The sequence below is a fragment of the Rickettsia endosymbiont of Nabis limbatus genome (assembly GCF_965196655.1).
Lineage (GTDB): Bacteria > Pseudomonadota > Alphaproteobacteria > Rickettsiales > Rickettsiaceae > Rickettsia.
Genome location: NZ_OZ239771.1, coordinates 1852860 through 1874319, shown reverse-complemented (window position 1 = coordinate 1874319; position 21460 = coordinate 1852860). Strand labels below are relative to the sequence as shown.

Below are 21460 nucleotides of genomic sequence, written 5' to 3'. Positions count from 1 at the left end.
CCAGTAAATTGCACGAAAAAGGGACCACTATATGTAAAAATTTTTATGTCAAATGACCTCCAAATTTATAGTTATTAATACGATAACTTTTACCTGTGATGTTTAGTATATGTGCATGATGTACTACTCGATCAATAATTGCATGAGTTAATAACTCATCAGCAAATATTTCATTCCATCTTTCAAAATCCTTGTTTGTGGTAATAATGGTAGATTTATTTTCATATCGTTTAGCAATAATATTAAAAAAATCATCTACTGAATGTTTTGGTAATTGCTTAAAACCTAACTCATCAAGAATTAATAAGTCAAATGATAAGAGTAATTTAACTTTTTTGTGATAGCTATTATCTGCTCTTGCAATATGTAAATTATAAAGCATATCCGATACCGTAGTAAAATATACAGAGTATTCTCGTGTTAAAGCTTTTAATGCTAATCCAATAGCAAGATGAGTTTTGCCAGTTCCAGAATTACCTATGAATATGACATTGCCCTTAGTATTAATATAATCACAAGTAGATAAATCACTTATTACTTTGGCATCAATACTTGGTTGGAACTGAAAATCAAAGTCTTCTAAATTTTTAGTGACTGGTAATTTAGCAGCACTTTTACGACGACGGTAATTATTATCCTTACGGTGAGATTTTTCATCTTCACATAATAGTGAGAGAAATTCTTTAAATCCTAGTTTATTATTTTGAGCATAAATAATCCTTTCATTTAAGCTATTGACTATACCTGATAATCTAAAACTACGTAGGTCATTAAGCAAGTTCTGCATTCTGACCTCCAAACTCTGGCAATGGTAAGTTTACTGCATTACTATTTAAGATATTTTTAATTTTAGAGTAAGAACTTATACCGTAATGTAATGCTCTATGACAAGCTTTATCTATTAACTCATCATTGTAAACCTTACGTAAAGAAATAATACCTCTAGCACAACGTTGCCAATCATTTACTCGTGTTTGTTGTAATAACTCTAATAATAAACTGCAATTATTTCCTATCTGCTGCATTTGTTGTTGATAATGTTCACTATATTCTATAAAACCTGGGCATAGACGTTTATATTTGGCATAATGAGACGGATTAGTGGTAAATATTCCTTTGCCATCTGTTCTAACGTGCCTTGCTATTAAATCATTTTGGATAGAAAATATTTGAACAAGTTTTGGTGATAATTGTACCAGTACCTCACTGTATATATATTTTGCCGGTACGGAATAATAATTATTATCTATGGTGATATGACAATCTTTTGCTACTTTTCGATTATGCCACGATGACAAATCAAACGTTTCTAATGGTAAAGGCATTAAATTATTACTTTCTTCTTGCTCAAATAGTTCCTGAGGAATTTTTTTAGTAGTACCATGTATTCGGTTATTTGCTTTATTTAACCAGTTAGCAAGATCATGTGTTAATTCTTCATATCTATGAAATTTACGTCCAGCAAAAAAATTATTTTTGACATACTTTATTCCTGATTCTACTTTGCCTTTTTCTTGAGGTTGATATACACGACAAGGAGAAAGTAAAATTCCATAATGATCAGCTAAACGTTTGTATTCCTTCTGATATACGGGCTCATAGAAATTGCTATCTACCACTCCAGCTTTAAGATTATCAAGTTTTATTACTTTTGGACTGCCAGCAAAATAATTAAATGCATTGATATGACATTGTATCCATGTTTGACAACTTTGATCAAACACTACTTCATAATAATCAAGGCGACTATAACTTAAACGCATATTAAATACATATGCTTTAACTCTACGCCCCTTAGAATTATACTGTAAGCCTATGTCACCAAAATCTACTTGTGCTTCCTCTCCTGCTAAAGTATGAAAACGAATGCAACTGTTATTTTGTATCTTATATTTTTTGATATAACGGGTTAGCGAACCATAACTTTTTGTATAACCTTGAATTTTTAACTCTTCAAAAATTCTTATGTAACTTAGATTCTTTTCTAATAACTCAATTATTTGTTCGTGCCAAGAATCCAGTGCTGAAGATCGTTCATAGGGTGCAGGAGATTCTGTACCAGACTCTACATAACGGTTTACTATTTTTCTTACTGTTTTACGGTCTATTCTCGTTAGTTTGGCAATATTTCTTTGACTATTGCCTTGCTTATAAAGGGTGATAATTGTTGTGTACATATTTATTCTTATCATTGTATCACTAGATATTTATTTTAATTAATTATCTAGTGAATATTGCACATTATAACCTTATTAGGTTACACCAAATTCTCTGGTCCCTTTTTCGTGCAATTTACTGGTCCCTTTTACTTTAGCAATGACAATCAATCTAAAATCTACGCAACTTATTAAAAGAGTTGAAGCTTCATTTAGAGTTTTTAAATGTTCTTTACTTACTTCTAATTTTACAATCTTTTTATCGGCAAGCATATTTAATGAACCTAAAAATGATACTCCTCGCAGCAGAGCTACGAGGTATCTATCCAAAAAGTTTTAACTGTTTTTGTTGAAATGCTTTATAAGAAGGTTTGCCTGAACCTTGATTTTTTACATAATTACGTAATTTCCGCTCATCACCATGTTTACCTACTGTGCTCATAAAATATCCTTTACTCCAAAACTCACTTCCCCATAATTTTTCTTTAAGATTTGGATATTTCTTAAACATTTCCTTAGATGTAATACTTTTTATGATTTGAGTTATTTTTGTTGGGCTATACATTGGTATTGACTGTAGTAAAAAATGTACATGTTCTTTATCTACTCCTATTTCCAAAAATCTAATTTCATAACGAGCTTCTATGTCCTCACAAATTTTACATAAATAATCGTCTAGTTCCTCTTTGAATATTACTCTTCTATACTTTGCCGGTGTTACTAAATGATATATTAGTACTGTGACATTATCACTTTTATGTATATAACTGCTTTCTTCCATGCATCTAGTATATCACGAAGCAGACCTTCGGGGAATTAAACCCTAAGAGATTAAAAATATTTCTTACATGCTTTAAAGTAAGAATAACCAGTTATGATTGTTAAAAAGGCTGCAATCCATAAAATTATTTCTCCGATTAAATCAAGATAGATAATATTAGAACCTTTTGAGCCTAGTACTAATATTGATAAAGCAAACATTTGTAAAAAGGTTTTAGTTTTTGCAAGTGTTGATACAGGAACGCTAACTTTAACTAATGCTAAAAATTCTCGAAGACCGCTAACTAAAAACTCTCTTGCCAATATCAATAAACATGGAATTTCATCTACATCACTTTTCTTCAATAACATTATAATAACACAACCAACTAATAACTTATCAGCAATTGGGTCGAGCATTTTACCAAAACTTGTAACTAAATTATATTTTCTTGCAATATAACCATCAAAAAAATCCGTAATACTGGCTAGCACAAATAGTAACGCTCCAAGTATACGGGCAAGAGGACTATTAACATAAAATGTTAGTATAATAACTGGAATTGCAGCTATTCGGGCAATGGTCAAATAGTTAGGTAAATTTTCATCAATTTTCATCAATTATATTATAAACACTCCATTTATTTATCTAACTTATTGATATAATATTGTTGGATTATGGATAAAATATTGTTCCAAGACCAATATATTAAAAGACCTGCTGGAAAACTACTGAACATTACCAGAAAAACTAAAGGCATAAATTTCATTACTTGAGCTTGTACCGGATCAGCAGGCTCAGGACTCATTCTTTGTTGTAGGAACATAGTAATAGCCATTAAAATAGACCATGCACCAATTATTAAGAATGAAGGTGGAGAAAATGGCAATAACCCAAATAAGTTAAAAATACTAGTAGGATCAGGAGCGGATAAGTCTTTAATCCAGCCATAAAATGGGGCTTGACGCATTTCAATAGTAACATAAAGCACTTTATAGATAGAGAAAAATACCGGTATTTGAACAAGTATAGGCAAACAACCAGCTACGGGATTAACTTTTTCCTTTTTATATAAAGCCATAATTTCTTGATTTAAACGAGCTTTATCATCACCATATAAATTTTTTATCCTATTGATTTCAGGCTGTAAATTCTTCATTCTTTTCATCGAACGATAGGATTTATTAGCCAAAGTAAACATCAGTAACTTAATAATAACAGTAACTATTAAGATACTAATACCAAAATTACCGACATATTTATAAAAGAAGTTCATAGCATAGAAAACCGGCTTAGTAATTATATAAAACCAACCGAAATCTATAGCTCTATCAAATAATTTAATGTTATATTGTTTTTCGTATTTGTCTAACAAATCTACTTTCTTTGCTCCAGCAAAAAGTCTTCCTTTGATAGAAAAATTTTCACCCGGTTTAACTATTTGTACAGGCGAAATAAAATCTACTTGGTATCGCTCTACTTCTTGTTTAACTGCATAATTAAAGTTTGAACTATAATTACTTGATTTATCAGGGATTAAAGAAGTAAGCCAATATTTATCAGTAATTCCGATCCAATCAATTTTACTTACAGTAAATTTCTCACTCTTCTTATCCTTAATATCATCATATGAATATTCTTTTAGATTTTCGTCTATACACCCAATAGGACCTTGGTGTAGTATATTTACGGCTTTTTCTACAGCAGTATATTTACGATTTATTAAGCCGTAAGATTGCACAGGAAGTTCTTGATTGCTATTATTGACGATGGTTTGTTCTATAGTAAATAAATAATTTTCATCTACGGTGATAGCTATTAAAAATTTAACACCATCCTCATTAACCCAAAATAAATTAACTGGTTTTTCAGGTGTCAATATTTCACTATCACTATTCCATATAGTTTCATTATTAGGTAGCTTTACGTTAGATAAGTTACTTACCCATCCTATCTCTGCAAAATATGCATCTTTAGTATCAGATGGCGAAAATAATACTACTTCAGGGCTATTTTCAGATAAATCTTGCTTATATTTTTTCAAAATTAAATCATCAAATCTAAGTCCTTTTAATGAAATAGAGCCAGAAAGTGCATTTGAATCTATTTTAATACGCTGTGCTTGACTTGCTTTTTCAACAATAACAGGTGTAGCTTTTAATTGTGTAGATTCTTTTTTCTTTAAATCCTTTGCTTTTTGTAATGCTATTTGTTGTTGCTTTTGCTGTTCCGGCTTTACAATAAAATATTGCCAACCAAAAATTATACCTAAAGACAGTACAATGGCTGCTATAAGATTAACTATATTATTATTCATTAGTAAGTACTTAATTTTTTATATTTTAGAGCTTTAAGTTTTATAGGATTTAAATAAAATAATCAAGGATATACTCGTTTAATTTGAAAAATTGGCTATAGTATAATTAATAAACTTGATACAAGCGAATTTTGCAGGATTCGCCTGTGCTCACGTATTAAGTATACGCTCCGCTCCTCACCTTATAAACTCCTTGCTCTTTTCCAAATTAAACTTTGTCTATCTACATTTACTGTTAGATTATCTTTTGGATATTATGGTCAAGCCACGGGATGACAAAATACCTTACAATATACCGATATTTTGAAAGATTTTTAATTTAAATTCAGGCAATACGGAAATTATATGTTCAAAAATATCGGCTTGAACTTTTTCGTATCCTATTAAACTTGTTTCTTTAACGAAAATATATATCTCGATAGGTAGACCATTAACAGTAGGTTGAAGTTGTCTAACTAAAAAAGTAAATCCTTCAGTATAAACAGCAGGATTATTTTTGAGATATTCTTGAATGTATAATTTAAATATTTTGATATTTGTTAGATCTTTTTCATCTTTATCAAGTGTGATTTTATTAATTATATCTTTTGATAAATAAGGAGGTTTTTTGAGATTTGTTAGAATAGTAGAATCACAAAAAATGATACTCCTCGCAGCAGAGCTACGAGGTATCTATCCAAAAAGTTTTAACTGTTTTTGTTGAAATGCTTTATAAGAAGGTTTGCCTGAACCTTGATTTTTTACATAATTACGTAATTTCCGCTCATCACCATGTTTACCTACTGTGCTCATAAAATATCCTTTACTCCAAAACTCACTTCCCCATAATTTTTCTTTAAGATTTGGATATTTCTTAAACATTTCCTTAGATGTAATACTTTTTATGATTTGAGTTATTTTTGTTGGGCTATACATTAGTATTGACTGTAGTAAAAAATGTACATGTTCTTTATCTACTCCTATTTCCAAAAATCTAATTTCATAACGAGCTTCTATGTCCTCACAAATTTTACATAAATAATCGTCTAGTTCCTCTTTGAATATTACTCTTCTATACTTTGCCGGTGTTACTAAATGATATATTAGTACTGTGACATTATCACTTTTATGTATATAACTGCTTTCTTCCATGCATCTAGTATATCACGAAGCAGACCTTCGGGGAATTAAACCCTAAGAGATTAATAGTTGCCATATTTATGTTAAATTCTCTTTTTACTCTTCTTGCTCCTGCTTCATCAACTCCTTTATAATTTATGACATTAGAACTTAAAACACTAGAAGTAGGAATGGTTGAAATAGATTGATCAAAATTTCTAATTGTCACTACAGAAATAGTAATTTTTTCTACAGTCCCTTCGACTTCACCAATACGAACCCAATCACCTATATTGATAATATCTTGACTGGTTAGTTGAAGACTTGCAATTAACCCAATCATAGTGTCTTTAAAGATGAATGTTAAAAGAGCAGCGGCAGCACCTAAACTTGTTAAAAAAGCACCAAGAGAAATATTTAATAAATAAGAAATAGTTATCATAGCCGAGATGATCATGACAAATATTTTTAATATTTGAAAATATAAGCTTAGAGTCTGTCTTGAAATTAAGGTTTAGTCAATTTTTTAAGCATAAGTGTAATCATATTGATATAAATAATATGTTCAGAAGTTTTATAGTTATGCTCATAGTCTTTACTCATACGACGAAAATTATTGAGCCAGCCAAAAGTACGTTCAACTATCCAACGCTTGGGAATCACTTTAAACCCCACTTGATCAACAATTTTACGAGAAATTGTCAGTAATGCTCTTACAGTTAAAAAACACCAAATTTGTAATGCTCCAGCATAACCACTATCTGCAAAAAATTTGATAATACTAGGATATTTTGCTTTTGCCTTGATTATTACATTTTTAGTACCATCTCTGTCTTGTATACCTGCTGAATGTACTTCACATGATAATACTAAACCAAGTGTATCTGTAACTATATGGCGTTTCCTACCCTTAATCTTCTTGCCTGCATCATATCCTCTAGCTCCCCTTTTTGGGTAGTCTTAACAGACTGACTATCTATAATCCCTACAGTAGGAGTGGATTTCTTACTTTCTTTCTCCCTTACTTTTTGGACTAATCTATCATGTATTTCTTGCCATCTACCATTCTTACGCCAACGTAAATAATAGTCATATACTGTTTGCCATGGGGGAAAATCTTTAGGTAATAATCCCCACTGACAACCACTCCTAATTACGTAACGAATGCCATTAATTATATCTCTTATATTATGTTTACGTGACCGTCCTATCTTGCAAGGACCAACAAATGGAGCTAAGTAGTCCTTGGACAGTAATGACTTACATGTTATAAGGAAAAGGTAAACAAGACTTTAGAGTTAACAAAAAATTTATTTATGAAAATGAAGAATTAGCAAAAGAATTACTTGAGTTTATTACGGAAAAAACAATTCATCATCTTATAAATCAAATAAAATCAGGTGCAAATATAATAAAAATATTTGATTCATGGGCTGGTATTTTACCAGAAGAAGAATTTAATCACTTTGTGATAGAACCAACGAAGAAAATAATAAAGAATTTAAAAGAGGCTTTTCCAAATATTCCTATTATTACTTTTCCCAAAGGTGCAGGGCTTTTATATGAAAAATTTCTAGAAGAAGTACCAATGGATGTTTTAGCTATTGACCCGTTAATACCGCTTGAGAAAATGAAATTATGGAGCAATAAAGTAATAGTATGTATCCTTTCTTCTTCCACTATATCACTGGGATACATATTCCTACTTTATTATTTTTTGACAATATAAATTATTTCTTATATCTTTTCAAGACAGGCTCTAAAGGATTTTCAAATGCACTTCGGATAATTTCGTCATGTTTAGGTTTCTGGGACATAAGTAATAATGATATATTGCACTATAAATATAGCATTATTACAGTTATTTCAATTAAAGATTGAATTTTTTATTACAACGAATTATAATTCTCTGACTGGTTTTAGTACTAAATTTTTCTTGTTAAAAATATTTATTTTAGCTAATAAGCTGATTTTAGCTTTTTTCAAACTGCGTTTATAGTTTTCACCTATTACTGCATCATAGCTAGTGATTAATGACGGGATAACCTCATTATAATACATCTTATAAAGCTCATGCATGGTTTCCTTAGTTGTTTAGATATCCCCACTTTATTGCCTGCTGAGGTACTCGTGCTAGTGCTTCAGTGCAGGCTACTGCTTCTTCAATTTCAGGATTTTTATTTTTATATACATCAGCTGATGGTGATAAATTAGCTTGCATATCTTTAAACATAGCATCAATCATTAATGCCATATATTTATCTGATTTAAATTTCCTGACAAAAACTAAGCCATGTTTATTGCTATATCTTAAAAGCTTAAATTTATATATAAAAATCATGAAGTTTATTGCTAGAATTTTTAAACCTCTTACTTTATTAGCATGATAAAATTTAAGCTTTGTCTCATAATCTAGCTGCTTTTTCATGCCTGCTTTAAGCAATTTGTGCAGTAAATTACGGCAATGTTCTATATCTTTTTTGCGAGCAATACGTGCTTTATCTGTGGCTTTAGTACCAGAAAAATTAGCCGAATGGCGGGTGATTTGCCTACCTCTATCATCCCTTTTTATATCAGCAAAATGCCCAAGTTCTTGAGCTGCTATAATCTGCAATCTTGCAACAGCAGCAAAGCCACCACCATAAATCGGGTGATCCTTACTATTTTCAGCGAAAGGATTACCGCCGCATGAGACAAAAATAGCTACATCTTTGCCGTTAGTGCTTTGCATTCCACTATTACCACCTACTTTCTGCCAGTTAACCATATCCATCATATCGCCAATATTATGAGAGTAGGTTATAAATATCTCTGTTTTATCAAGAAGTAGCCATCTTATGACAATCGGGTGAGCGGATTGCACAAAAATACGGGCTAACATTTCCATTACTTCTTTTTTGACTGGTTGTAATTTATGGATTTGTTTTTTTAGATTATCAAAGACAGATTTTATTTTTTGATCGGTAGCAGAATTTCTATATAGATTTTGGAAAAGTTTTGTAGTTTCAGGGATTAAATGCGGATCTGTTAACTCTTCTTTGCTAACCATCATACTAATATTAAAAGCAGGATCATTAAATCTTGCAAAATTGCAACAATCATCGGTATCTATTCTTAGCTTTCCCGACTTAATTATCTGCATTGCTAAATTCTCATATTCTATTTCCATATCCTCTTTATAAATAGCAGGAACGTGATCAAGAATATGGTATATAGTACTCATACTTACACATTACCTAAATTTAAGACGTCATTATGCTCATCAGTATGTTTAAGTATCTCAAAAGTCATCAAATCCATACCTATTGGTTCATATTTTATATTCAGTCTAACTTTTTCAGCTTGAGCCTTTTTGTACTCATCTAACTTAGGACATACTTTTTTTAAGCAACTTTCAACAAATTGTTCTGAAGATTTTAATTTTAATATATCCTTTGCATCCTTTTTGTGCGTTTCATCTTGAATACATAAATCAATATTACGTTCTGTAACAAATAATTGCGGAGCTTTAGTTCTTGCTAATTCAATTATGTCTTTATTCTTTTTTGCAAAATTACGAATATTTTTTTCATAAGGTCCCTGAGCTCCAATCATTTCATCTATGACTATTTCCATACTTCCATGTTTCTCGTTCTTATCAATGATACTCCTCGCAGCAGAGCTACGAGGTATCTATCCAAAAAGTTTTAACTGTTTTTGTTAAAATGCTTTATAAGAAGGTTTGCCTGAACCTTGATTTTTTACATAATTACGTAATTTCCGCTCATCACCATGTTTACCTACTGTGCTCATAAAATATCCTTTACTCCAAAACTCACTTCCCCATAATTTTTCTTTAAGATTTGGATATTTCTTAAACATTTCTTTAGATGTAATACTTTTTATGATTTGAGTTATTTTTGTTGGGCTATACATTGGTATTGACTGTAGTAAAAAATGTACATGTTCTTTATCTACTCCTATTTCCAAAAATCTAATTTCATAACGAGCCTCTATGTCCTCACAAATTTTACATAAATAATCGTCTAGTTCCTCATTGAATATTACTCTTCTATACTTTGCCGGTGTTACTAAATGATATATTAGTACTGTGACATTATCACTTTTATGTATATAACTGCTTTCTTCCATGCATCTAGTATATCACGAAGCAGACCTTCGGGGAATTAAACCCTAAGAGATTAATTTCATCTTTTAAAGTACGGATATTTTCATCATTAAGCTTACACATTTTATACAATAGCAATAACATAAAATGATTTAAATCTTGTTCTTCACAAGGAATATTTTTTTCTCACATTCTTTTTTATCAAAACTTACGCTATGTTTGGTTCTAAATATCGTAAAGATGGAGAACGAAGCTGTTGTTGCATATAGTCATCTAAAAGCCCTAACTTTATTTGGTAGACCGTTTTACCTATTTTATTTGCAGTTCTTTTGAGAAAAGCCCAAACTAGAAATGCACAACTAATGTGATTACGTTGGATACGCTGTTTTCTGCATTGGTAACGTTCTATACCAGTCAGTTGCTTAATTTTTCTATGCATGCTCTCAATTACCCATCGCAAGCCAAACTCATCTTGTGCAGCTTTAGAAGATTTTTGAGTTTTGTTATTGGTAACAACATAATCAACTCTGTTGGTAGAAACAGTAAATTTAAACAAATTAACATGCTTATTTTTGGCAAATCCTTTTATATGAATCTCCATTCCATTCTTAATTTCTTCATCTGAAAACGTCAACTTGCTAACAGCTTTATAAGGCTCGTAATCACACGTTTTACTAACATTTCTATTGGCTTTAATAGGGGCATAATAATATTTGCCCAAGGAGTCAACATGTTGCATAATTTTGTGTGTAGCATACCATGTGTCAAAAAGTACAGTTTGAAAAGGAATCTTTTTACTATAAACAGCATTATTGAACATCTTTAGTAGGTGATCTAGTTTCGTCGCTCCATCATGATCAGATGAAAAAATGTGATAATCTATTACCCAAAACTTATCAATATCGGGGTTATAATATACAAGACTCACTACTCCTATACCGGTAGTAACTCCACCTGTAGCTCCACTATACTGCGATCTAGCAACCTCTATTTTCTTTGTGTTCCTTTTGTTTAACACCGTATCATCAAATATTGTATATCCGTTAGATGAAAAGATAACATCATTCTTAATGTGTTCCCATAACAAAGAAGGAGTATATTTTTCATTTTCTAAAAATCTATTAATAACATCATGGCTACATTTCTTGGCATGTTCAGCGTAGTAGGTTAAACTATAATTCTTTTGGCTAATTGTTAAAAATTGACAGTAATCTGTTCTATTAATTGGTATTGCTTGCAATCTGTTCCTCTTTGACATGTTTAATTATTCTTACAATAATTTATCACTCTTCCACTCATAGCGTAAGTTTTGCCTGATTACCAGCATTATCATATGCTGTTGCTATAAGCTGGTTTAAATCTTGCCCATTAAATATATCTTTCCGAAAGTTTGTTTGTGTCTCTTCAAAGCAATATGCGGCTGTTTCATAATATTGCTTTTTTTGAACTGGCTCTCTTTCTTTTTTAGCTAGCTCATTATAAACCAAACCCGACTTATAGTCACAATGATGAACAAATTTTTTTCGTTCAAATGGATCTTCATGATTTGCATCTAATTCTTTGGCATGTGTAAATTGATTAAGTGCTTCTGTATATTTTTTTCTCTATAAGATTTAGTCCCTCCTGACAAAAGAGAGTTTATACTTTCTCTTGTATTAAAATCATGATATACCTAGTCATTATTATCCGGATTTGTCCTTTCTTTGCTCATATTAAAATCCATTAAATTATTTATAGCATATTATGACCGCCATTAATTGATATAGTCTCACCTGTTATAAATCCGGAATTTTCATCAACTAAAAATGCTACTGCTCTTGCAATTTCTTCAGGTTGCCCTAATCTTTTTTTGGGGATACTATTAACGATTTTTGCAAGCACGTCTTCAGGTACTGCTCCTACCATTTCTGTTGCAATATATCCAGGAGCTATACAGTTAACAGTAATATTTTTAGAAGCAGTTTCACGTGCTAAAGCTTTAGTAAAGCCGATAATTCCAGCTTTAGCAGCAGAGTAATTAGTTTGTCCAACCTGCCCTGCTTGAGCATTTATTGAGCTGATATTAACTATACGTCCATAATTTTGATTTCGCATCGGCTCGATTACGTTACTTGACATATTAAAGCAAGAATTGAGATTAACGTTAATCTCTTAGGGTTTAATTCCCCGAAGGTCTGCTTCGTGATATACTAGATGCATGGAAGAAAGCAGTTATATACATAAAAGTGATAATGTCACAGTACTAATATATCATTTAGTAACACCGGCAAAGTATAGAAGAGTAATATTCAATGAGGAACTAGACGATTATTTATGTAAAATTTGTGAGGACATAGAAGCTCGTTATGAAATTAGATTTTTGGAAATAGGAGTAGATAAAGAACATGTACATTTTTTACTACAGTCAATACCAATGTATAGCCCAACAAAAATAACTCAAATCATAAAAAGTATTACATCTAAGGAAATGTTTAAGAAATATCCAAATCTTAAAGAAAAATTATGGGGAAGTGAGTTTTGGAGTAAAGGATATTTTATGAGCACAGTATGTAAACATGGTGATGAGCGGAAATTACGTAATTATGTAAAAAATCAAGGTTCAGGCAAACCTTCTTATAAAGCATTTCAACAAAAACAGTTAAAACTTTTTGGATAGATACCTCGTAGCTCTGCTGCGAGGAGTATCATTTACGTCGTTCCAATCTTGATGATTCATTTTATGCAGCATTTTATCTTTGGTAATTCCGGCATTATTAACCAAAATACTTACTGGCTGTTTATATTCCTCTTCAATTTCTTTTATTGCTCTTCTGCAATCTTCAAAATCTGCAACATTCCAACGTTTGGCTTTGATACCATATTGCTCTTCCATAGCTTTTGCAGCTTCATAATTACTAAAAAAATTAGCAATAACAGTAAAACCTTTATTTTTCAATTCTTCAGCAATAGACTTTCCTATTCCTCTAGTGCCGCCTGTTACAACTGCTAAATGTGACATTTATTATCTCCTTATATTATTATCTTTATTACGTTGATTCATTTTTGGTACAGGTGTAACATTAGGAGTAATTCTTCCTACATTATCTAATTCTACCGTAGGTTTGTGTATCATTTGTTGTTGAACTTTATTTAAATCAGGTATTAGTTCAATTAGTTCATTTTTTGGAGTAGCTATATTAACATCTGGTGTTTGTATACTTGTAGCTATTTCATAAGTTTTTGTTTGATACATATTGGGGGTTTCTATAGCTTTTTCCTGTTCTGCTGGTTCATTAATTATTTGACCTTTTTTAAGCTTTTTAACCTTATTATTAGCTCCCGATGGCTCAATCATACTTTTTAATGATTCTTCTCTAGATTCAGGGAAACCTGCGGCTGTCACCTTTAATGTACCATAACATCCAATTGTAGCACCACCCGCATAAACTCCACCAGCTTGACCGGCAGTATGACCTGCTTTTAAAAGTTGTTCATCAGCATCTTTTACTTCTATTCCTAATTTATTAGCTATAGCAGTACTAGTTTGGTCATGCTCGGCAAGACCTGTACGATCCTTACCACTTGCACACATAGTAAGCGTTTCGTACTTTGGAACATCTTTAAAAACAGAATCATTAGAATTTGAGATTTGGTTACTTAAGTAATTTAATTTTCGCGAAATGCTACTACTTATATTTTCTTTATCTGCACCTCTATAAAAAATTGCGTCAGCTTTTTCTATATCTTGTTTTAAACTAGCTGCATTAGTTAATATTTTACGAGCTTTTTCTGGTAGTTCCTGTATCAATATTTCTAGGTTGCCTTTCGGTTTATTAATACCGAATAATCTTTCTAATTTACTACGTGGTCTCAAATGGGTTGCGATATCACTGAAGTTAGCTTCTTTTGGTAAATTATTAGCCAAATCATTAAGCTGTTCTTTTGTACCATCAAAATGATTAAAACCTGCGATTTTTCTAAATTTATTAAACGCTGTATTAGTATAACGACCTCCTACATGATCTATAGCTCTTTTAGTAAGAGTTACTAACTTCGCATCAGGGTGCGGCACTATAAAATTTGCAGCTCCACTATTTAAAGTATTAGCATGCAATTCACGATCACCCATCCATTCTTGAGCTTGCTTAGTATTTAAATCAGTAATTCTTTGTTGTGATTTTTTATCACGAGAAATAGATACAAGAGTTCCTGCATGTTTAGAGGTATGTATTATTTCAATAGATTTATTGTCTTCAGCTATAGCTGTAATTTTCTCAAAAGCGTTTTTCATCCCGACTATTTGACGCAATTGAGTAGGAATAACATGTTCGCCTTCCTTGATTTTTTCAGTATATTTATTAACTAGCTGCCTTTCCCAGCTTGGCATTTTCTTGAACCAATCTTTATCAGCTCTATTTTGGTACTCTTCTTTTTGCTCGTTAGTTATTCCCTTTAACGCTACTTCTGCCTCAATAACAGTATGATCTTTATTATCTTTAACATTTAAGATGTGTCACTATATTACAATGTTCATCATTAAAATTCTGAAAATCTTTTGCTACATTTAGCTTTTTATGTACTTCTTTTACGCCATTATTTTCTAGCAATACGGCTATGTCATTAATCTTATCCTTTACATTAGGAGAGATCTGCATTTGAGAATTTTTTTCATTATCTTTATGAAAGCTATTAATAAAATCTACTGCTTGTTTTTTTAATTCTGTTTTAAGTACTTCCGGCTTTCCTTCGATTTCAGCTATATCTATTGCTGCTCTTATGACATTTAAATATTGCATCTCAAAGCTTTCCGTTCCGAGCTCACGCGGTTCTTTAGTATTTCGTGCATCACGAATTATTATCGGTGTTGTACCTTCTATTAACGGATCAATTTTAGTAAGTATTATACCAGTTTTTTCTTCACGTAAAATTTCAAGCTTTTGTAGTGCTTCAGTAAATTTACCGCTTTTAACCGCTTCATTTACCTCATCTCTGCTTGTATGTAGAGGAGTCTGTTTATTATTTACTAAAAATTCATTTGTTTGTGTTATAAGAAAGTATTTATCTGCGTCGAATTGTTCTTTTAATGAGGACATAGTGAAAGCTTTATATATTAATATTTAGTTTAGTTAGATAGTAGACAAAGTTTTATTCGGCAAAGAGCAAGGAGCTTGTAAGCATGAGGAACAGAGCATAGATAAACTACGTGAGCAAAGACGAAGCCCGAAATTTGGCTTATACGAAGATCAACTTCAAAAAGAGCAAGGAGTTTATAAGACAAGGAGCGGAGCGTATACTTAATACGTGAGCACCACAGTACTTATAGAACGACGTAGCCAATTTTTGAAGTTCTATCTGAGTATTTACCAAATCTTGAAGTATTAAAGGTATATACCCTTGTATTATAATTTTAAAGTAATTATATAAACAATATCTATTAAAAAATTTTAATCTTATTAATTAAAATATATTATTTATATGAATATTGATAAATTTACTGCACATGCTAAATCAATAATAACAAGCAGTCAATCTATTGCTGCTAAAAATGATCATCAACAAATATTACCTTTGCACTTATTGGCTAGTCTTTTTAATGAAGATACAGGAATTATTAGAACGCTTATTAGTAATAGCGGAGGTAACTTAAATATTTTAGCTGATCTAGTACAAGTAGAATTAAATAAAATTCCAAAAGTGCAAGTTGATGGTGGAGGACCAGTTTACTCTTCTGCCGAACTTCTTAAAGTTTTAGAAAAAGCTAATAGCCTTGCTAAAGATAATGGGGATAGCTTTGTTACGATTGAGCGTATTTTGGAAGCTTTAAGCTTTGATAGTACTATAGCCGGTAAAATTTTAACCGGTAATGGGATTAATAGCAGAAAACTAGCAGCTAGTATTTTACAGCTTCGCAAAGGTAAAAAAGCTGATACTGAATCAGCAGAAAATAGTTATGATGCTCTAAAAAAATATGGCAGAGATATAACTGAGCTTGCTGAAAGTGGTAAGCTTGACCCAATAATTGGACGTGATGAAGAAATTAGAAGAACAGTGCAAGTATTATCTCGTCGTATGAAAAATAACCCGGTACTGATCGGTGAACCTGGCGTTGGTAAAACTGCGATAATCGAAGGGTTAGCACAACGAATATTTAGTAAAGATGTGCCAGAAACTCTTATTAATTGTCGTATTATCGAGCTTGATATGGGAGCATTAATTGCGGGGGCTAAATATCGAGGTGAGTTTGAAGAAAGGCTTAAGGCAGTGCTCGGGGAAATAAAAGAGTCAAGCGGTGAAATTATTTTATTTATCGATGAATTACATTTATTAGTTGGTACAGGTAAAACTGATGGAGCTATGGATGCATCAAACTTGTTAAAGCCTATGCTTGCTCGTGGTGAACTACATTGTATTGGGGCTACCACTTTAGATGAGTACCGCAAATATATTGAGAAAGACGCCGCACTTGCTCGCCGCTTCCAACCTGTTTATGTTAGCGAGCCGACAGTAGAAGATACTATATCGATACTTAGAGGTATTAAGGAAAAATACGAGCTGCATCATGCCGTACGTATTTCTGATAGTGCGATAGTTGCGGCAGCGACTCTATCTAACCGCTATATTACAGATCGTTTTCTACCTGATAAAGCTATTGATTTAATCGATGAAGCTTGTAGCCGTATGAAAATCGAACTATCAAGTAAACCTGAAGAGCTTGACGAGCTGGATCGCCGTATTATTCAGATAAAGATAGAGCTTGCAGCTTTGAAGAAAGAGAATGATGAGCATTCTAAAAAGAAAATTGAGCATTTAACCGCAGAGTTAGAAAAGTTGGAATCTAAATCTTACGATATGAGCTCTAAGTGGCAAGCCGAAAAATCCAAGATTCAAGGGCAGCAAAAACTTAAAGAGGAGTTAGACCGTGCTAGAATTGATTTAGAGCGAGCAGAACGTGATGCTAATTTAGCTAAAGCTAGTGAATTAAAATATGGAATCATTCCTGAGATTATGAAAAAAATTCAGGAAGTAGAGAATAGCGATAATAAAGGATTATTAAAAGAAATCGTATCGGAAAGCGATATTGCAAGCATCATTTCCCGTATTACCGGTATTCCAATTGATACGATGCTATCAAGTGAGCGTGAACGTTTGCTTGTGATGGAACAAAAATTACGTGAGTCAGTAATAGGACAGGATGAGGCGATTAAAAGCGTTAGTGATGCCGTTAGAAGATCACGTGCAGGTATTCAGGATATTAACCGCCCGCTTGGCTCGTTCTTGTTTTTAGGTCCGACAGGGGTTGGTAAAACTGAGCTGACTAAGGCTTTAGCGGACTTTCTTTTCGATGATCGTAACGCAATCTTGCGTATTGATATGTCGGAATATATGGAGAAGCACGCTATTTCACGACTTATAGGAGCACCTCCAGGTTATGTTGGTTATGATCAAGGCGTAGTACTAACTGAAGCCATAAGACGCCGACCTTATCAAGTCATATTATTTGATGAAGTGGAAAAAGCCCATCCTGATATTTTTAATATTATGCTGCAAATCCTAGATGAGGGAAGACTTACCGATAGTCAGGGTATCACAGTTGATTTTAAGAATACTATCATTGTGCTAACATCTAATTTAGGTGCAGAAATACTTGTAAACCAAAAAGAGGGGGAGGATACTGATAAAGTAAAAGATCAAGTAATGGAATATGTAAAAATGGTTTTCAAACCAGAATTTTTAAATAGGCTAGATGAGATTATATTATTCCACCGACTAAATAAAAATAATATTCACGATATAGTCAAAATTCAGCTAGAAAGTTTAAAGAAAATTTTATTAGCTCAAAATATTACTTTAGAATTTGATGAACCGGCTTTAAACTATCTAGCTGAAAAAGGTTATGATCCAAGTTTTGGAGCAAGACCTTTAAAACGACTCATTCAGCGTGAAATACAAAATAACTTAGCTAAGATGATTTTAGCAGGTGAGGTAAGTAGCGGAAAAGTAGTAAAAATAACTGCAAAAAAAGAAGAGCTGATTATAAAAATTTAGTTGGTAGATATTATTGCGATTCTGTCATTCCGTGGCGGCATTGCCCGCGTGGATCATTATCCCCTGTCATCCCGTGATTTATTCACGGGATCCAGTTAAAAATACTAATAAAATTAGTATTTTTTATTATTTTCTGGATACCGTGGCGGTATTATTGCGTGGTTCCGATGTCATTCTTAGCTAAAAGCAGGAATCCAGAAAAATAAACATAAAAGTAGCAAATTTTTAAAAATGATACTCCTCGCAGCAGAGCTACGAGGTATCTATCCAAAAAGTTTTAACTGTTTTTGTTGAAACGCTTTATAAGAAGGTTTGCCTGAACCTTGATTTTTTACATAATTACGTAATTTCCGCTCATCACCATGTTTACCTACTGTGCTCATAAAATATCCTTTACTCCAAAACTCACTTCCCCATAATTTTTCTTTAAGATTTGGATATTTCTTAAACATTTCCTTAGATGTAATACTTTTTATGATTTGAGTTATTTTTGTTGGGCTATACATTAGTATTGACTGTAGTAAAAAATGTACATGTTCTTTATCTACTCCTATTTCCAAAAATCTAATTTCATAACGAGCTTCTATGTCCTCACAAATTTTACATAAATAATCGTCTAGTTCCTCATTGAATATTACTCTTCTATACTTTGCCGGTGTTACTAAATGATATATTAGTACTGTGACATTATCACTTTTATGTATATAACTGCTTTCTTCCATGCATCTAGTATATCACTGTCATTGTCAAATAAAAAGGGACCAGTAAATTGCACGAAAAAGGGACCACTATATGTAAAAATTTTTATGTCAAATGACCTCCAAATTTATAGTTATTAATACGATAACTTTTACCTGTGATGTTTAGTATATGTGCATGATGTACTACTCGATCAATAATTGCATGAGTTAATAACTCATCAGCAAATATTTCATTCCATCTTTCAAAATCCTTGTTTGTGGTAATAATGGTAGATTTATTTTCATATCGTTTAGCAATAATATTAAAAAAATCATCTACTGAATGTTTTGGTAATTGCTTAAAACCTAACTCATCAAGAATTAATAAGTCAAATGATAAGAGTAATTTAACTTTTTTGTGATAGCTATTATCTGCTCTTGCAATATGTAAATTATAAAGCATATCCGATACCGTAGTAAAATATACAGAGTATTCTCGTGTTAAAGCTTTTAATGCTAATCCAATAGCAAGATGAGTTTTGCCAGTTCCAGAATTACCTATGAATATGACATTGCCCTTAGTATTAATATAATCACAAGTAGATAAATCACTTATTACTTTGGCATCAATACTTGGTTGGAACTGAAAATCAAAGTCTTCTAAATTTTTAGTGACTGGTAATTTAGCAGCACTTTTACGACGACGGTAATTATTATCCTTACGGTGAGATTTTTCATCTTCACATAATAGTGAGAGAAATTCTTTAAATCCTAGTTTATTATTTTGAGCATAAATAATCCTTTCATTTAAGCTATTGACTATACCTGATAATCTAAAACTACGTAGGTCATTAAGCAAGTTCTGCATTCTGACCTCCAAACTCTGGCAATGGTAAGTTTACTGCATTACTATTTAAGATATTTTTAATTTTAGAGTAAGAACTTATACCGTAATGTAATGCTCTATGACAAGCTTTATCTATTAACTCATCATTGTAAACCTTACGTAAAGAAATAATACCTCTAGCACAACGTTGCCAATCATTTACTCGTGTTTGTTGTAATAACTCTAATAATAAACTGCAATTATTTCCTATCTGCTGCATTTGTTGTTGATAATGTTCACTATATTCTATAAAACCTGGGCATAGACGTTTATATTTGGCATAATGAGACGGATTAGTGGTAAATATTCCTTTGCCATCTGTTCTAACGTGCCTTGCTATTAAATCATTTTGGATAGAAAATATTTGAACAAGTTTTGGTGATAATTGTACCAGTACCTCACTGTATATATATTTTGCCGGTACGGAATAATAATTATTATCTATGGTGATATGACAATCTTTTGCTACTTTTCGATTATGCCACGATGACAAATCAAACGTTTCTAATGGTAAAGGCATTAAATTATTACTTTCTTCTTGCTCAAATAGTTCCTGAGGAATTTTTTTAGTAGTACCATGTATTCGGTTATTTGCTTTATTTAACCAGTTAGCAAGATCATGTGTTAATTCTTCATATCTATGAAATTTACGTCCAGCAAAAAAATTATTTTTGACATACTTTATTCCTGATTCTACTTTGCCTTTTTCTTGAGGTTGATATACACGACAAGGAGAAAGTAAAATTCCATAATGATCAGCTAAACGTTTGTATTCCTTCTGATATACGGGCTCATAGAAATTGCTATCTACCACTCCAGCTTTAAGATTATCAAGTTTTATTACTTTTGGACTGCCAGCAAAATAATTAAATGCATTGATATGACATTGTATCCATGTTTGACAACTTTGATCAAACACTACTTCATAATAATCAAGGCGACTATAACTTAAACGCATATTAAATACATATGCTTTAACTCTACGCCCCTTAGAATTATACTGTAAGCCTATGTCACCAAAATCTACTTGTGCTTCCTCTCCTGCTAAAGTATGAAAACGAATGCAACTGTTATTTTGTATCTTATATTTTTTGATATAACGGGTTAGCGAACCATAACTTTTTGTATAACCTTGAATTTTTAACTCTTCAAAAATTCTTATGTAACTTAGATTCTTTTCTAATAACTCAATTATTTGTTCGTGCCAAGAATCCAGTGCTGAAGATCGTTCATAGGGTGCAGGAGATTCTGTACCAGACTCTACATAACGGTTTACTATTTTTCTTACTGTTTTACGGTCTATTCTCGTTAGTTTGGCAATATTTCTTTGACTATTGCCTTGCTTATAAAGGGTGATAATTGTTGTGTACATATTTATTCTTATCATTGTATCACTAGATATTTATTTTAATTAATTATCTAGTGAATAT

General features: G+C 31.7%; 20 protein-coding genes and 5 pseudogenes. 3 read left to right on the top strand and 22 right to left on the bottom strand.

Annotation, left to right across the window (positions count from 1 at the left end):
* Nucleotides 1-43 precede the first annotated feature (43 nt).
* The 11 genes and pseudogenes from istB (ACOAL3_RS10835) to ACOAL3_RS10785 form a co-directional block, all read right to left on the bottom strand.
* Nucleotides 44-787, bottom strand: a complete 744-nt coding sequence (gene istB / locus ACOAL3_RS10835) for an IS21-like element helper ATPase IstB (protein WP_419234522.1) — start codon at nt 785-787, stop codon at nt 44-46.
* Nucleotides 771-2177 carry an IS21 family transposase gene (gene istA / locus ACOAL3_RS10830; RefSeq protein WP_419234561.1) on the bottom strand — a complete coding sequence of 469 codons (1407 nt, stop codon included), beginning with the start codon at nt 2175-2177 and terminating at the stop codon, nt 771-773. Before istA (ACOAL3_RS10830) ends, istB (ACOAL3_RS10835) begins: the two co-directional genes overlap by 17 nt.
* Before the next feature lie 144 nt (nt 2178-2321).
* Nucleotides 2322-2429, bottom strand: a pseudogene (locus ACOAL3_RS10990) (carbonic anhydrase); the annotation flags it as partial.
* A 49-nt stretch (nt 2430-2478) separates the two neighbouring features.
* Entirely contained in the window at nt 2479-2937 is a 459-nt protein-coding gene (gene tnpA / locus ACOAL3_RS10820; protein WP_419234618.1) for an IS200/IS605 family transposase, read from the bottom strand.
* A 50-nt stretch (nt 2938-2987) separates the two neighbouring features.
* Nucleotides 2988-3533, bottom strand: coding sequence for a CDP-diacylglycerol--glycerol-3-phosphate 3-phosphatidyltransferase (pgsA, locus tag ACOAL3_RS10815; RefSeq protein WP_395477721.1), 546 nt, complete (start codon nt 3531-3533; stop codon nt 2988-2990).
* Nucleotides 3534-3556: 23 nt separating this feature from the next.
* A complete protein-coding gene (gene yidC, locus ACOAL3_RS10810; protein ID WP_419235052.1) occupies nt 3557-5233 on the bottom strand; it encodes a membrane protein insertase YidC in 1677 nt (558 codons plus the stop codon).
* Nucleotides 5234-5518: 285 nt separating this feature from the next.
* Nucleotides 5519-5881: pseudogene (locus ACOAL3_RS10805) on the bottom strand (mechanosensitive ion channel family protein); the annotation flags it as partial.
* Nucleotides 5882-5905: 24 nt separating this feature from the next.
* Complete coding sequence (gene tnpA / locus ACOAL3_RS10800; protein WP_419234569.1) at nt 5906-6364, bottom strand: IS200/IS605 family transposase; 459 nt, start codon at nt 6362-6364, stop codon at nt 5906-5908.
* A 49-nt stretch (nt 6365-6413) separates the two neighbouring features.
* Nucleotides 6414-6824, bottom strand: a pseudogene (locus ACOAL3_RS10795) (mechanosensitive ion channel domain-containing protein); the annotation flags it as partial.
* A gap of 14 nt (nt 6825-6838) precedes the next feature.
* Nucleotides 6839-7225, bottom strand: a complete 387-nt coding sequence (locus ACOAL3_RS10790; RefSeq protein WP_395477655.1) for a transposase — start codon at nt 7223-7225, stop codon at nt 6839-6841.
* Nucleotides 7222-7485 (bottom strand): transposase, encoded by a 264-nt coding sequence (locus ACOAL3_RS10785; RefSeq protein ID WP_419235659.1) that lies wholly within the window; start codon nt 7483-7485, stop codon nt 7222-7224. The genes ACOAL3_RS10790 and ACOAL3_RS10785 overlap by 4 nt, the downstream gene beginning before the upstream one ends.
* A 158-nt stretch (nt 7486-7643) precedes the next feature.
* Between ACOAL3_RS10785 and ACOAL3_RS10780 the strand changes: the two genes are divergently transcribed.
* Nucleotides 7644-8060, top strand: a complete 417-nt coding sequence (locus tag ACOAL3_RS10780; RefSeq protein WP_419235658.1) for a uroporphyrinogen decarboxylase family protein — start codon at nt 7644-7646, stop codon at nt 8058-8060.
* Between the two features lie 170 nt (nt 8061-8230).
* Here the strand turns inward: ACOAL3_RS10780 and ACOAL3_RS10775 are convergent.
* The 5 genes and pseudogenes from ACOAL3_RS10775 to ACOAL3_RS10755 form a co-directional block, all read right to left on the bottom strand.
* Nucleotides 8231-9554, bottom strand: a pseudogene (locus ACOAL3_RS10775) (DUF2748 family protein).
* A gap of 2 nt (nt 9555-9556) precedes the next feature.
* A complete protein-coding gene (locus ACOAL3_RS10770; protein ID WP_419235051.1) occupies nt 9557-9946 on the bottom strand; it encodes a hypothetical protein in 390 nt (129 codons plus the stop codon).
* Nucleotides 9947-10030: 84 nt separating this feature from the next.
* Complete coding sequence (gene tnpA, locus ACOAL3_RS10765; RefSeq protein WP_419235050.1) at nt 10031-10462, bottom strand: IS200/IS605 family transposase; 432 nt, start codon at nt 10460-10462, stop codon at nt 10031-10033.
* A 185-nt stretch (nt 10463-10647) separates the two neighbouring features.
* Nucleotides 10648-11679, bottom strand: coding sequence for an IS701 family transposase (locus ACOAL3_RS10760; protein WP_473198153.1), 1032 nt, complete (start codon nt 11677-11679; stop codon nt 10648-10650).
* A gap of 491 nt (nt 11680-12170) precedes the next feature.
* Nucleotides 12171-12587 (bottom strand): annotated as a pseudogene (locus ACOAL3_RS10755) (SDR family oxidoreductase); the annotation flags it as partial.
* Between the two features lie 49 nt (nt 12588-12636).
* Here ACOAL3_RS10755 and tnpA (ACOAL3_RS10750) point away from each other — a divergent pair.
* A complete protein-coding gene (gene tnpA, locus ACOAL3_RS10750) occupies nt 12637-13095 on the top strand; it encodes an IS200/IS605 family transposase (RefSeq protein ID WP_419234544.1) in 459 nt (152 codons plus the stop codon).
* On the opposite strand, the gene ACOAL3_RS10745 is transcribed toward tnpA (ACOAL3_RS10750), so the two are convergent.
* From ACOAL3_RS10745 to ACOAL3_RS10735, 3 genes are all read right to left on the bottom strand, one after another.
* Nucleotides 13078-13437: an SDR family NAD(P)-dependent oxidoreductase gene (locus ACOAL3_RS10745; RefSeq protein ID WP_419235048.1), complete on the bottom strand. Its 360-nt coding sequence runs from the start codon at nt 13435-13437 to the stop codon at nt 13078-13080. The two genes, tnpA (ACOAL3_RS10750) and ACOAL3_RS10745, sit on opposite strands and share 18 nt — an antisense overlap.
* Nucleotides 13438-13440: 3 nt before the next feature.
* Nucleotides 13441-14805: a hypothetical protein gene (locus ACOAL3_RS10740; RefSeq protein WP_419235047.1), complete on the bottom strand. Its 1365-nt coding sequence runs from the start codon at nt 14803-14805 to the stop codon at nt 13441-13443.
* A 109-nt stretch (nt 14806-14914) separates the two neighbouring features.
* Entirely contained in the window at nt 14915-15511 is a 597-nt protein-coding gene (locus ACOAL3_RS10735; protein ID WP_419235046.1) for a hypothetical protein, read from the bottom strand.
* A gap of 382 nt (nt 15512-15893) precedes the next feature.
* Between ACOAL3_RS10735 and clpB the strand changes: the two genes are divergently transcribed.
* Nucleotides 15894-18464, top strand: a complete 2571-nt coding sequence (gene clpB, locus ACOAL3_RS10730; protein WP_419235045.1) for an ATP-dependent chaperone ClpB — start codon at nt 15894-15896, stop codon at nt 18462-18464.
* Nucleotides 18465-18727: 263 nt separating this feature from the next.
* On the opposite strand, the gene tnpA (ACOAL3_RS10725) is transcribed toward clpB, so the two are convergent.
* The 3 genes from tnpA (ACOAL3_RS10725) to istA (ACOAL3_RS10715) all read right to left on the bottom strand — a co-directional run bounded on the left by tnpA (ACOAL3_RS10725) (nt 18728) and on the right by istA (ACOAL3_RS10715) (nt 21402).
* Entirely contained in the window at nt 18728-19186 is a 459-nt protein-coding gene (tnpA, locus tag ACOAL3_RS10725; RefSeq protein ID WP_419234838.1) for an IS200/IS605 family transposase, read from the bottom strand.
* A gap of 82 nt (nt 19187-19268) precedes the next feature.
* Nucleotides 19269-20012 (bottom strand): IS21-like element helper ATPase IstB, encoded by a 744-nt coding sequence (istB, locus tag ACOAL3_RS10720; protein WP_419234522.1) that lies wholly within the window; start codon nt 20010-20012, stop codon nt 19269-19271.
* Nucleotides 19996-21402: an IS21 family transposase gene (gene istA / locus ACOAL3_RS10715; RefSeq protein ID WP_419234561.1), complete on the bottom strand. Its 1407-nt coding sequence runs from the start codon at nt 21400-21402 to the stop codon at nt 19996-19998. The genes istB (ACOAL3_RS10720) and istA (ACOAL3_RS10715) overlap by 17 nt, the downstream gene beginning before the upstream one ends.
* Between the last annotated feature and the right edge of the window lie 58 nt (nt 21403-21460).